The sequence below is a fragment of the Streptococcus suis genome (assembly GCF_002964045.1).
GTDB classification, from domain to species: Bacteria; Bacillota; Bacilli; order Lactobacillales; family Streptococcaceae; genus Streptococcus; species Streptococcus suis_U.
Genome location: NZ_POPB01000400.1, coordinates 1 through 12,970, shown reverse-complemented (window position 1 = coordinate 12,970; position 12,970 = coordinate 1). Strand labels below are relative to the sequence as shown.

Sequence of the window (12,970 nt, the reverse complement as noted above, 5' to 3'; positions counted from 1 at the left end):
AGATTTCCACCCCGCTTTTGGAACTTTTCTACTGTTCTATTATACCATATTCTCCACAGAATTTACTGTGGATTTTTTAGTTGTAAAATTTCTTCTTCTAGGGCTTTGTAGGCCTTTCGAAGTTCCATTTGTTTGCGCATGGCTTTTTCGGCAAACATCTTTTTCTTGAGCTGGGCTGCTTGCTTTTCCATTGCTGCTAGGCGCTCCGTCTGCTCAATCTGGTCTTTGATAGAAGCTCCGCCCCCGACCAGTTCTTCTTCCCCCGCTTGTTTGACCAAGTTTTCATAAAACTGATCCAAATCCCTTTCTTGGTAGGTCAATGCCAGAGGTTTATCTGTTTGAAAGTGACGAACAATCTTAAAATTCCGTCCCTCTCTCGATTGCGCCAGCTTTTCTTTAAAATAAATCAAATACTGGCTAGTCCCATCTGGAAATACCAGATGAAAGAGAGTGTAAAATCCCAGATAAGTGTCCAGCTCTGCTAGTAAGTGCGGGTCTAGTTGCTGACTCAAGAGGTCAATCCGAAGGACGATGATTTGCTGAATGGTCTTGCCTGCTGGAATGGGGAGGGTCTTGGCATCTAGTTGATGGGTAGCGGTAATCTGGCCGATTTGTTGCCGTAGGAGCTGCTTATCAGCTGTAGACAAGCCAAAATTATCTAGAAAGTCCTTGTTGCCTTTTTGATAAGGCTTGTAGAGGACTTTGGGTCTTGGAATTAGAGTAGATGGTAAAAATGGCATCTTAGTCTTCTCCTTTCAAAACGGCAAAGAAGGCCATTAGTTCAAAATCATCACTTCCGTCCACCCCGCTATCCATAAAGTCAATGGTATCTGACGTGAAGAGGGACTCATTGAAGGTCTCCTCATCACTCTCCACGAGATTTTCAAGACTTCTTTGCAAGAGGTCGGAGTAATGCTCCATTTTGGCACCATCATCAGTGGCACGATTGTAGGTTGCCACCAAATCTTTCTCAGGCTGATTTTTGCCCTTGGTAATCATGCGTAGGTGCTCCAGCAATGCCTTGGTATCTGCAATGGAGTAGACCGTTTCTCCCTGGTCACTGATATAGACCAGATAGTAGGGATGAAGACGATTTTTCTTACTGAGATGGGTCTGGTGGGCAATATTCTTCAAGAGGAAGATGGCTCCAGCTGGTTGACCTTGCCCTGCCTGCACCACTGCTTGAAGACCTTTAGGCATAGCTTCTAACTCTGGGTGTTTGGCTAAATAGCTGAGCAGGTCCATACGGTAGTCTTCCAAACCTAGATCCATAATGGAAATCCCCTCATTCATATCTTCCAAATCAACGACCTCTGTCTGGAGGCGTTCGAGCTGTTTCTTCCGATAATTATTGTCCTCGATTTCCTCGTTGGTCAAGACATTGTCATCAGCCGTTGAAGTCAGAACTGAGATTTTCATTCTGGATTCCACACGCGCCTTGAGATCGATATAGGTGTCCAAAGCAATGTTGGGCCAAAAATTGACCAGCTGGATGTATTTGTTCTGACTACCGATACGATCTACCCGTCCAAAGCGCTGGACAATACGGACAGGATTCCAGTGAATGTCATAGTTAATCATGGTATCAGCATCCTGCAGGTTTTGACCTTCTGAGATAACATCTGTCGCAATCAAGACATCAATTTCTCGATGATCATCAGGATAAAGCAAGTCCTTCTGCTTGGATCTCGGAGAGAAATAGGTCAGAAGGGTGTTCAAGTCTTTATTTTTAAGTGGTAAAGTGGTCGAAAAACCTTTTGTCCCTGAAATCTGGGCTGTATGAAGTCCATACTTATCCAAGAGATAATGGCTAATATTTTTATAAAGATAGTCTGTAGTCGTCGCAAAGGCTGAGAAGATAATCACTTTCTTGTTATCTGGATTGATTGGCTGTGCCAATTTGTCATCAATCAAGTTAAACAAGGTCTGTAATTTCTGATCTTCCTGTGGGGTGATTAAATTGACCAGGTCTTCTAATTCTCTCAACACTGTTTGGTCAGCCTGTAAATCCCTCTTCCAAGATAGGTAGTCCATATCAGCCAGCTTGATAGGGAATTTCTTTCCAACAAAGAAATCCGTGTTGCTATCTTCGACATCAAAATCATCTTCAGCCAACTCTTGCAACTGAACACTTCCCTCACCACCTGCAACTTCAAACTCTTCTATGCTCAGAATTGTTTTGTCTACATAAGCCTTGACCACGTCAATCAAGGTATAGCGAAAGGCCTCAATAGAACTTTCCAAACGTTTCAAGAGGTTGATCATCATCAGTTTCTTAATACCCGTTTCCCGTCCAAGCTGGGTCAAACCTTGCCCTTCCGCTTTTTCATAGCGGGAACGTTTTGAGGGATGAATGAAAAGACTTGGCTGATAAATGGTCAGTTGTAGCTGATCCAATAGAGAATAAATCCGTTCATAAGTAATATCTCTTCGATTGACCGTCAAGTCTGGATAGAAGTTTTTAGGGGCCAGTCGTTCTGGAAAATCACCAATCGCATTTCTATCATAAAATTGTCGGATATGCTTACGGCTTCGTGCAATGGTCACGCTATCAAGGACTTTGAAGAAATCAAAATCAAGTCTATCTAGTAAAGCTGCTGTCGTCCGTGATTCTGCTGGTAGCTCTGCCCATTGATTATAAGCAGCCTGTGCCATACGGAAGATATCATTGATGGAGGATTTGGTATCTAATTTGGCATCAAATTGTGCCGCATCGCCCTCATAGGCTAGGGCAATTTGATTTTTCAAATCATTAAAGCGATTATTGACAGGTGTAGCAGACAACATAAGAACCTTTGTCGGTACACCGCTTTTGATAATCCGATTCATCAAGCGGGAATAGCGATTTTCACGACCTTCTTCAATATCGGCATCAGATGATCCACCGTTTCTAAAATTGTGTGATTCATCAATAACCACCAAATCATAGGTATCCCAACGATTAAGTGCCAAATCAATGCCATTTGATGTTCCCTTGTCACGGCTGAGGTCTGTATGGTAAAGTACGTCATACTGGAGATAGCGGTCGTAAATGGGATTGTTGACATAATCGTGACGGTACATATTCCAGTTGTGCTCCAACTTTTTGGGACAAAGAACCAAGATCCGTTTGCCTCGATAGGCATAGTAGGTCATGACAGCAAGAGCTGTAAAGGTTTTTCCTAGACCGACCGAATCCGCCAAGATACAGCCGTTGTATCGTTCCAATTTTGAAATCAGCGACTTGACCGCATCCTTTTGAAAATCATACAAGAGATTCCAAATCTTGGTTTCCTTATACTGAACATGTTCATTTGGCAGTTGGTCTTGATTGACATCTTCTAAAAATTCACTAAAGATATTATAAAGCATGACATAGTAGAGAAACTCTGGCGAATGTTCCTTATGGGCCAGGGTCAGATTTTCTAAAACTTCCTCGGTCACATCACGGAAATATTCATCATTTTCCCAGTAGTCTTCAAAGTTTCGTAGATAGGTCAAACTTTGTGGCTCTGTGTAGAGATTGCGACTGGACTTAAAAAGTGAATTTTCATAGCCCAATTCCTTACGGTCAAAGTTTTTCAGCTTGTCAACCGCGATGATTTGACCGTTTTCAATCCGAATGCCGTTGTCAATTTCTTCATGGACATTGATTGACTTAAACTGAGCCTTTCGACGCACCCAGTCGGCACATTCTCTGGCCAGGGATTTTTGGGTTAGCTCGTTCATCAATTTGAGCTCGTACTCAGCTCCAAATATAGATGATTCTCGCTGTTTCTTGGGTATAGTATATTCACGGTATTCTTTGGCGACTTCGTTGGTCGTGAAGGTTGGACTTGTAAAAATAAATTGCAGCTCTTCAATTTGCTCGAGCTCTTCTTTTAAAGACTGATAAGCAAACATGGAAAAAGTTGCTGCAGCCATCTTAACTTTACTGCCTTTTCCTAAATGTTCTTTTAACTGATCCCCTAGGAGCACCAGTCGGTTATCAATTTCCATAAAATCTCCTTCAAATATTGATTCCAGATGTAGTATACCATCTTTAGACAAGGATTTCTATCTCTCCATCCTCCTCTCCATCTCCTCCATATCGTAGTCAAAAAGCAGGTCATGGCAATCTTTAAAGAGCTGGCGACGCTTGTCATCATCCACCAAAGCGATATCTACTCCCCTATCGTCATAGCAATGATACAGAACCTTTTCCTTGCTAGATAGAAAGATAAGAGAAGCAGAAAGGTAGTAAAAACCACCATGGGCAGCCCTCACAATCTCCCTCAACAAAGCTTTCAAATCTTGGTCAGCGACCGGAAAAAGATAGCGTTCATAGACCAGCACATCACCTGCCCAGTCCTCCACTTCTATCAGCTCAGGCTCAGGACACTTGTTAAAGTTAAATTTCGATGTAAAATGCCAAAGGTAAGAGTCGATGTCCCTATCTTCCTGGCGAAGCAGTGAAAGAACCACATAGTCGTATCCTGAACTAGCCAGCTCCAAAAGCTCAACCGCACGCGCATAAGCCCTATCCAGATACACTTTTCTAGGTAGCTGCTCAGCCTCATCCGCAGGACCAATCTCAAATCGGAGCGCCACAGGAGTCGCATAAAAAAATGGACCTACCAATTGGTGTTCTCCAAATTGAAAATCTGATAGCCAATCCTGTAAATGCATGATGTATCTCCTTCTATACTTTTGTATCATTATATCACGCTTATCAAAATGATGTCTAGTTTTCCATAGGAAAATATGATAGACTGGTACTAAATACAAACTAGGAGAAAAATATGAAAACAGCATTCATTTCAGAAAAAGCCAAATCACGCTTTAATCTCAATTTTATCCTATCGCCTATTACCGCACTGGTCTTGATGGCAGTAGCTGAAACAGTTGGCTACTTTGCCTTTATGCCCTTATTTTTCATTTTCATAGATAATGCCTTTGTGACACTCAGTCTTGAATTATTGGCCTTTGCCTTCATCAGTCTTACCATCATACTCTGGGCAAGATTCGTAGAAAAAAGTCCTTGGCTTGGGCTTGGGATGACAAAAAAAGGAGCCTTCAAAGACTTCATACTTGGATGGGGAATTGGTGCAGCTATGTTGATAACCTGCGTTCTACTTATGTGGGGCTTTGGGGCAATTCGGATTTCATCTGTTCAGTTTTCGCCCCAATTATTCGGTGAATTTCTTGTATTAGTTTTAGCCTGGTCTGTGCAAGGTACGACCGAAGAATTGCTTACTCGTGGTTGGATGTTTTCATCCCTTTCTGCCAAACATAATATTCCTGTCGGTATTCTGGTTTCTTCCCTCTTCTTTACCTTTCTCCATCTTGGTAATGACGGCATTTCCCTCATCCCTCTTCTTGACTTGACACTCTTTGCCATTCTAGCCTGCCTAGTAATGTTAAAAACTGGCAATCTCTGGGTCATCAGTGGCATCCACGCCGCATGGAACTGCTTCCAAGGAAATGTCTTTGCCTTTCCTGTCAGTGGAAGTCAGGCAGGCCAGGCCTTTATCGCCGTAAACACATCTGGCCCAGATTGGTTGTCAGGTGGTGTGTTCGGTGTAGAAGGTTCTATTATCAGTCTAATCGTTCAAGGTTTCATGATTGCTTGGTTGATTTACGACCTCTACTTTAAAAATAAAAATACAGCTCAATAATGAAGAAAGACTGTCAGCTATTCACTAGCTGACAGTCTTTCGTTTTTTATTTCTTCATAAAATAGAGCCTTACAAGTTTGGTAGTATGGTAATACATAGATTGAAAGGAGATTTAGAGTTAACCAACATCCAACAAACCAACCTATAAAAGCTAAATCCAATCGAATTCTTTTAATATAGTTACCAAGCATAAGCAACCGACTTTCCCTCAAAATAGGAATCGGACTGGTAAAGCTTGCATTATCTAATTGGTCAAACAAGATATAAATAGTCTGTGAATAAGTATAATAGACAGCCAGATAAAGAAGGAAGCCAAATAGAAAAACGGATAATCCAAGATCAATCATATTTTTAGGCTCAAATTGAGCCAGCTCTGCCATTGCCCCTGGTGAGAGAATCATTAGACTAGCCATGATGAGACCTTGCATAAAATGAGTAAAACCGAAGAGAATAGGGAGACCTGTTACAAAATGTAAACAATAATGGCTAAGCAAGGTTTGTAAAATCGGTTTATTCCATTCACTCATAAAAAGAGAAAAACTATCTTTAAAGAATAATCTCACTCTGTCCCCTCTAATCAATTGTAGTAAATAAAAACTCACCATACCAATCAGAAGACAATAGATTAATGTCGTAAAAATTGTCATGACCATTGAAGTTGAAAATAGCTGGTGCAGTCTTTCTAAAACTAGCCCACTGTCTTCTTTGATTTTCAATATAGAATTCACGAAATACACGAGTTGATAAATGGTATATAAAACGAGGGTACAAAGTAATGGTAAAAAGGCCAGGGTCATCCCCTTGGTATGCTCCCTAAAAATAGCTGCCTGCTCAATCAATTCCTTTCTAGACATGGACTTTTTTCCTCCCAGAACTTAACTTATTATACATTATACCACTTTGTGAACACGCTTTCCATGATTCCTATAAAAAAAAGTTCAATCTCGACTGAAATTGAACTAAAACATTTTATATCACTGATGAAGAATATACAGAACTCGTTTTTGTCCATTTCAATGGATTTTTAACAATTAAATCTTCATAAAACAGGGCTTGGCAGGTCCAATAATATGGATAAACATACAAGGCCAACAAACCAAAAGTCAGTAAAATACCGATAAACCAGCCAATAAATGACAAGTCAAGCATGAAACGACGCCACTTGTTGCCCTTCATCAATTGCCAGCTTTGTTTGAACAATTTGAAAGGGGAAGAATAGGTGTGATTTTCCAGATGATCGTAGAGCAGAAAATGAACCTGACAGAGTCCATAATCTACGAATAGCTTACAAATCAAGCCAATCAGTATCAATACAACTCCCATTTGAAAATAGGAAGAGCCAAAAAAACCAGAAAAATCAGGCTGATAGCCTATGGGTGCACCAATAATGACAATTGTACTGAAGAATGAAATACTAAGCAGTGCTGAGCCAATAACAGCTGGAAAGCCGGCTACATAAAGAACCACCATTTTCAACATGGTCGTTAGCAGGACTGGCAAAAAATTCTTTCCATCCAGGAGACTAAAACACTCCTTGAAACTAACCTTGTCACGCCTTCTTCTCACAAGTCCAAGCAACTGAAAGCAAGCTGTAACAATCAAACACTGGGCAAATAAATCAAAAATGACTGACGGACCAACAGAAATATAGTTTTGAGTAAAAGTCACACCGTCTTTCACAATGGTAGATCCCCAAAAGACAAAACTAGCATGTCCCCAAAATTGCTTCAAGCTTAGCTCAGCCAATCCTGACAAAAACGAAATCAAGACCGGAGCCATAAACAAGGCCAACATCCCCTCAGTATTCTCACGAATAAGAGAGGCCTTTGCACGAATATCACTATTAGACATGGCCAAAACTCCTTTCTCCAATTATTACATATATTATACTACTTTTTCATCAATTTATACCACTAATTATATAAAATTGTAGAAAAAATCCCTTCAAATGACGAAGGGATGAAACCTATTTCACTTCAGAATGACGATAGCCATAGAAAATGTAAATCACCGTTCCAACTACCAGCGCAATACCAAAGGCAAGCCAAGTATCTAGACTGTATTGGAACATAAAGGACAGACAGATAATAATAGAAAGAATTGGCAAGATTGGTACAAATGGCGTTTTGAATTGCCCTTCTTTTGGCAGACCATCAACCTGACGTAGACGAATAATACCTAACGCCAGCAGTACCAGATAGGCAAGTGTACAAATATTGAGGAAGCTGGCAATGCTAGCCAAGGGAAAAATACCTGCACAGATTGCCGCAAAGATACCAACTAGAATGGTTGCATTTTTAGGAACCTTGCTAGTCGTAGTCAATTGGCTCAGTGATTTGGGTAACAGTCCGTCACGACTGATAGAGTAAACCATTCGAGACAAGGCATAGGTCATCGAAATACATACCGTAATCAAGGTCAAAATAGCCACGACGGAAATATAACTTGCAGCCCAGCCCAAACCAACTTCACGTAGGGCGAAGGCAACTGCATCCGCTACATTGAGTTTGCTATAGTGAACCATTCCTGTCAAAACCAGGGTCACGACAATGTAGAGAACAGTTACGATAGAAAGGGACAAAACGATGCCCTTGGGTACATTTTTCTCAGGGCTTTTCACTTCGTCAATCGCCAAGGAAATAGACTCAAAACCAAGAAAGGCAAAGAACATCAGGGAAGCACCTGCCATAATCCCTGCCTGTCCACCATAGATAGCTCCAAAACCAAACGGAGCAAAGTTAGACCAGTTTTCTGGTTTGATAAAGAAAATACCAGCTACAATAAACAAAGCCAAGGCAGAGAATTTCAAGACAACCAATGCCGAGTTAAAACGCAGGGCTGCTTTTGAGTTCAACAGAACAACCCCGATTACAAAAATCAAGACCAAGACTGGTAAAAGGTCGATATAGGTTCCTGCTGCTGGATTGAAAGTCCCATTTAAGGCAGTTGGTAAAGTAATTCCAAAATGAGCCAGCAGCCCTTTTAGATAGGCTCCCCAGCCTGAAGCCACACTAGACACCGCTGTTAAAAATTCCATTATGGTCAGCCAACCTGCTAACCATGCAGGAAATTCACCAAATACGGCGTATAGATAGCCATAAGCGCCACCGTTGGTAGGAATCCGAGATGCAAATTCAGCATAAAACAAGGCAGTTAAACCAACTGAAATCGCTGCGATAACAATGGAGATAACAAGTGCAGGACCTGCATATTGCGCAGCTGCTAGACCAGTCACTGTAAAAATACCTGTCCCAACCATAGAACCAATTCCTAAAAATATCAAATCAACAAGCCCCAAATGCCGTCGCATCTGACTACTGCGAGACACTGACTGTTTTTTCCTAAAAATATTCATAAATTCCTTCCTCTATTCCGTTAGATTGTCATTGAAAACGGATGTCGTTCGTATCAATACTCTGAAACATCCATTCAAACAATAACACACCGTATCATTATACATCATCCAACAAAATTTGGCACGAGATATGGCAAAGAAAAGAACAGGGTGCCCCTGGGACAAGTCCTGCTCTTGTTTCTTATTCTTGGCTAAGGGTGATATTTTTTAGGTAATTGTTCTTATCCAATTGACCTGTAAAGCTATCTCCTACCTTGATAAATGGCAACTTGTCTGTACTATCTTCTGTTGCCTTAACCTTGTAAATCTGGCCTTCTGATTGGATATAGTAGACTGTCGAACCGGCAATCATCTGGCTGGCCAAGGCTTCTACCTTACCAGAAATGACCTCAGCTTCTTCAACTTCCCCAGATTCATTGGTACTTAGACCAGCTAGACTTGTGGCATCTCTTCCAGTTACCTGAGAAATCAGGTTGGCAACGTCATTGTTGACAGTCACTTGTTGGTAATCTTCCGCATCGACCAATGCATAGGATTTGACTAGACCAGCATCATCTTTGAGAGAGACCAGATAGTAGGCCGTGTCTGCCAATTTGACCAGACTTGGAGCAGTTGCTTGATAGCCTTTTTCCTGTACCTCTCCTTCGGCGGATTCTTGAGCTGCCGTTTCTGTCGCAGAAGCTAGTTTGTAGTTGGTGATTTCACGGGTCCTCATATTGACCAGAATAAAACCAAGGTTGGATGAATCAGCTGTAGCTGAGGTAATGCCTGTATAGAGGTAAATATCAGAACCGATGGAAATATAGTTATAGCTGTCAGTTGTGTGTTTGACACCTGTTTGGCTGAAAATGGTATTCCAGAAGCCATTTTGATAGGTATAGTGGTCATCAACACGGCTGATAACATTGCTAGCCGAGTAGACACGGTCCACCCATTCAGGAATTTCTGCCAGACTATACTCCTTGCTCTCGCCAGTCACTGCATCCAAGACAATGGCACCTGTCGGGTCATTGGAAGACAGACCAAATTTTGGCTGATAGGTGGTTGCGATATAGTAAGGATTGCCCTCATCATCCACTTCAAAGGACGGTTTTCCAAAAATGGTTGTTGGGTATTGCAGACGGAGATGACGCAGGGTGTCATTGAACAAATACTCGGAATCTGAGTAATGCATGGACTTGCTCAGCTTGGCAAGCTCTGCTTTCCCTGTTGTCTGATTGACCTTCACATAGTAGCCAATCCCGTCTTGATGGTTGCTCAGCCATTTCCAAAAAGACTTATACTCCAAGGGCGACACACGGAAAGGCTGCTGACCGATGGTAATCTGACGGTAATCATCTGAAATACCGAACTGGGAAACCTTGTCGATGGTGCCCAGATAGGTATCACCGATTTTCTCAGCCGAAGCACGGTCTAAAAGGGCCAGCTTGGAAATATCTGTTTCTGGGAAATCCGACTTGAAATCCGCATCCGTTACTGAAATGACCGCCGCATAATCTTTAGCCCGAAAGATAGGTGAGTTGAAAATCCCCAGTCCAACCAAGGCAAGAACCACCAAGAGCCAGAGGCGACCAGTCCAACTAAGAAAGGCAGGCAGTTTAGGATTGATATTGTAGGTTGTCACCTGACGTTGTCGACCAGTGACTTTGGTCGCTTGTTGAACAAGTCCTGCTGGATTGCTAAAAAGCAAAATCAACCAGGCCAGGGCTGTTGACTGCAAGACAAAGACCCAGAAACCCAGACTAAAGACATTGATAGCCGGCAACTGATACCAGTAATAGACTAGCATTTCTAGAATGAGAGCTAGCCAGGCAAAGCCAATCAATTTTCTTTTCATAACAACCTCCGAAAACAAAGATTTCTTTGTTACTATTGTACCATACTTTTAATACTGTAACACAAAAATTGAAAAATTTTTTCAAATTCCCTTGTTCGCTTGAAAAAGGGATTTTTGGTATAATGTAAAACAGTAAGAAACTAGAAAAGGAACCGATATGAAACTCATTTCTTGGAACATTGATTCCCTCAATGCTGCTCTGACAGCTGAATCCCCACGCGCCCTCCTATCACGCGCCGTCATTGACACGCTGGTCGCTGAAGATGCTGACATTATCGCCATTCAGGAAACCAAACTCTCTGACAAGGGACCGACAAAAAAACACTTGGAAATCCTTGAAAGCTACTTCCCTGGCTATGAAAATACCTGGCGTTCATCTGTTGAGCCTGCACGCAAGGGCTATGCTGGTACCCTCTTCCTCTATAAAAACCACCTGACACCGACCATTACTTTCCCAGAGATTGGTGCGCCAACTACTATGGATTCTGAGGGACGCATCATCACGCTAGAGTTTGACGACTTCTATGTTACCCAGGTTTATACGCCAAATGCTGGAGATGGCTTGAAGAGACTCTCAGACCGCCAAATCTGGGACGTTCAGTATGCTGAATACCTATCACAGCTTGACAGCCAAAAACCAGTCCTAGCCACAGGTGACTACAACGTTGCCCACAAGGAAATAGACTTGGCCAACCCGGCTAGCAACCGCCAGTCACCAGGATTTACAGACGAAGAGCGGGAAGGATTTACAAATCTACTTGCTAAAGGATTTACTGATACCTTCCGCCACTTACATGGGGATGTCCTCAACGCCTATACTTGGTGGGCTCAACGTAGCCGTACCAGCAAAATCAACAACACAGGCTGGAGAATTGACTACTGGTTGGTCAGCGACCGTATCGCTGATAAGGTAACCAAGTCAGACATGATTGATTCTGGTGCCCGCCAAGACCACACACCGATTGTCATGGAAATTGATTTACCATAAAAGAGGGAAGACCCTCTTTTTCTTTAAGGCAAGATTTTTGAAACCGATTACAAAATATAGTATACTGAATATATAGAACCAGTTAAGGAGGAGATGAAATGGATCCAAAGAAAATTGAAGCGCGCTCTTTAACCATCTCTGCCCTAGTCAATGGGCTCAGTGGTTTGGCAGGTCTCGCAGTCTACATTATGACCGATTTAAACGCCCTTCTCTTGGACAGTGTCTTCTCCCTAATTGCTTTTGTATCATCAATTGTTGCTGTCTATATTTCCAAAAATAGCCACCGAAAAACAGCAACCTTTCCTCAAGGACTTCACTTTCTTGAACCACTCTATGCCATTATGAAATCCTTGGCTACCTTACTCCTGCTTGTTTTTGCTGTTCTTGAAACAGCCGCAACCGCCTTTGCTTACTTTGTCCATGGCGTTGCACACAAGATGACCACTGGACCTGTTATCCCCTACACCAGTATAATGCTCTTTGTCTGTTTTGGTCTTTATGCCTACAATCGCTATATGAATCAAAAAATCGGCAATATTTCGACCATCATCGCCGCCGAGGCCAAGGGCAACCTGATTGATGGTCTGATTTCAGCGACCATTGGGGTAGCCTTTCTATTTGTAGCTTTTATCCCTAACAAGAGCCCTCTGGATTTTCTGCATTATACAGGTGATTTTTTTGTGACCGTTGCCCTTGCAATCATTTCTTTCAAAGAACCGCTCTTTCAACTGATATCTTCCTTTACAGAACTAGCACATGGAACCGTACATCTTCCGGAAATTCAAGAATGTTTATATGATATTCTTGAACAGTACCTAGAGGAAACAGAGGACATGGATATTCATATCTATAAGCAAGGTATGCAAGTAAAAATAAAAATTCACCTTCATGAACTGGAACATGACATCATGAGGCAACTTGTAGCCAAGAAACCCCATATCCTTGATACGCTCAAACAGCACCATGAGTACATTACCGTGGAATACACTCTCTAGAATTTTCGATTACGCAGCAAAAAATCTCGGCCTTATAAGCCGAGATTTCAGATTGCAGACAAACATCGTTTTGGTGTTTGTCTTTTTTACTGTTTTTAGGGAAAAATAGCTGTTTTGGTGCTTAAACCACCTCATCTGGACAAAATAAAAAGGCCTTCT

General features: G+C 41.9%; 10 protein-coding genes. 3 read left to right on the top strand and 7 right to left on the bottom strand.

What is annotated here, in order from left to right:
- Positions 1–62 precede the first annotated feature (62 nt).
- Genes C1E99_RS10090 through C1E99_RS10080 form a run of 3 tightly spaced genes read right to left on the bottom strand, consistent with a single transcriptional unit; the run spans position 63 to position 4,647 of the window.
- Positions 63–740 carry a DUF4391 domain-containing protein gene (locus C1E99_RS10090; RefSeq protein ID WP_105207461.1) on the bottom strand — a complete coding sequence of 226 codons (678 nt, stop codon included), beginning with the start codon at positions 738–740 and terminating at the stop codon, positions 63–65.
- A 1-nt stretch (position 741) separates the two neighbouring features.
- Positions 742–3,978 carry a helicase-related protein gene (locus C1E99_RS10085; protein ID WP_105207460.1) on the bottom strand — a complete coding sequence of 1,079 codons (3,237 nt, stop codon included), beginning with the start codon at positions 3,976–3,978 and terminating at the stop codon, positions 742–744.
- 57 nt (positions 3,979–4,035) lie between these two features.
- A complete protein-coding gene (locus C1E99_RS10080) occupies positions 4,036–4,647 on the bottom strand; it encodes a DUF3885 domain-containing protein (protein ID WP_105207459.1) in 612 nt (203 codons plus the stop codon).
- A gap of 113 nt (positions 4,648–4,760) precedes the next feature.
- On the opposite strand from C1E99_RS10080, the gene C1E99_RS10075 reads away from it, so the two are divergent.
- Positions 4,761–5,636 (top strand): CPBP family intramembrane glutamic endopeptidase, encoded by an 876-nt coding sequence (locus C1E99_RS10075; protein WP_105207458.1) that lies wholly within the window; start codon positions 4,761–4,763, stop codon positions 5,634–5,636.
- 17 nt (positions 5,637–5,653) lie between these two features.
- On the opposite strand, the gene C1E99_RS10070 is transcribed toward C1E99_RS10075, so the two are convergent.
- The 4 genes from C1E99_RS10070 to C1E99_RS10055 all read right to left on the bottom strand — a co-directional run bounded on the left by C1E99_RS10070 (position 5,654) and on the right by C1E99_RS10055 (position 10,828).
- A complete protein-coding gene (locus C1E99_RS10070; RefSeq protein ID WP_105207457.1) occupies positions 5,654–6,490 on the bottom strand; it encodes a DUF975 family protein in 837 nt (278 codons plus the stop codon).
- 115 nt (positions 6,491–6,605) lie between these two features.
- Complete coding sequence (locus tag C1E99_RS10065) at positions 6,606–7,487, bottom strand: DUF975 family protein (RefSeq protein WP_105207456.1); 882 nt, start codon at positions 7,485–7,487, stop codon at positions 6,606–6,608.
- Positions 7,488–7,602: 115 nt separating this feature from the next.
- Entirely contained in the window at positions 7,603–8,991 is a 1,389-nt protein-coding gene (locus C1E99_RS10060; RefSeq protein WP_105207455.1) for an amino acid permease, read from the bottom strand.
- 181 nt (positions 8,992–9,172) lie between these two features.
- Entirely contained in the window at positions 9,173–10,828 is a 1,656-nt protein-coding gene (locus C1E99_RS10055; RefSeq protein WP_105207454.1) for a hypothetical protein, read from the bottom strand.
- A gap of 157 nt (positions 10,829–10,985) precedes the next feature.
- Between C1E99_RS10055 and C1E99_RS10050 the strand changes: the two genes are divergently transcribed.
- Both C1E99_RS10050 and C1E99_RS10045 read left to right on the top strand, forming a co-directional pair.
- Entirely contained in the window at positions 10,986–11,816 is an 831-nt protein-coding gene (locus C1E99_RS10050; protein ID WP_105107572.1) for an exodeoxyribonuclease III, read from the top strand.
- A gap of 98 nt (positions 11,817–11,914) precedes the next feature.
- A complete protein-coding gene (locus C1E99_RS10045) occupies positions 11,915–12,811 on the top strand; it encodes a cation transporter (RefSeq protein WP_105207453.1) in 897 nt (298 codons plus the stop codon).
- Positions 12,812–12,970: the final 159 nt, after the last annotated feature.

Excerpts from the sequence above, each read along its gene's own strand:
- C1E99_RS10090 (WP_105207461.1), bottom strand. The coding sequence starts at position 740 with ATGCCATTTTTACCATCTACTCTAATTCCAAGACCCAAAGTCCTCTAC.
- C1E99_RS10075 (WP_105207458.1), top strand. The coding sequence starts at position 4,761 with ATGAAAACAGCATTCATTTCAGAAAAAGCCAAATCACGCTTTAATCTC.
- C1E99_RS10085 (WP_105207460.1), bottom strand. The coding sequence starts at position 3,978 with ATGGAAATTGATAACCGACTGGTGCTCCTAGGGGATCAGTTAAAAGAA.
- C1E99_RS10050 (WP_105107572.1), top strand. The coding sequence starts at position 10,986 with ATGAAACTCATTTCTTGGAACATTGATTCCCTCAATGCTGCTCTGACA.
- C1E99_RS10045 (WP_105207453.1), top strand. The coding sequence starts at position 11,915 with ATGGATCCAAAGAAAATTGAAGCGCGCTCTTTAACCATCTCTGCCCTA.
- C1E99_RS10065 (WP_105207456.1), bottom strand. The coding sequence starts at position 7,487 with ATGTCTAATAGTGATATTCGTGCAAAGGCCTCTCTTATTCGTGAGAAT.
- C1E99_RS10070 (WP_105207457.1), bottom strand. The coding sequence starts at position 6,490 with ATGTCTAGAAAGGAATTGATTGAGCAGGCAGCTATTTTTAGGGAGCAT.
- C1E99_RS10080 (WP_105207459.1), bottom strand. The coding sequence starts at position 4,647 with ATGCATTTACAGGATTGGCTATCAGATTTTCAATTTGGAGAACACCAA.
- C1E99_RS10055 (WP_105207454.1), bottom strand. The coding sequence starts at position 10,828 with ATGAAAAGAAAATTGATTGGCTTTGCCTGGCTAGCTCTCATTCTAGAA.
- C1E99_RS10060 (WP_105207455.1), bottom strand. The coding sequence starts at position 8,991 with ATGAATATTTTTAGGAAAAAACAGTCAGTGTCTCGCAGTAGTCAGATG.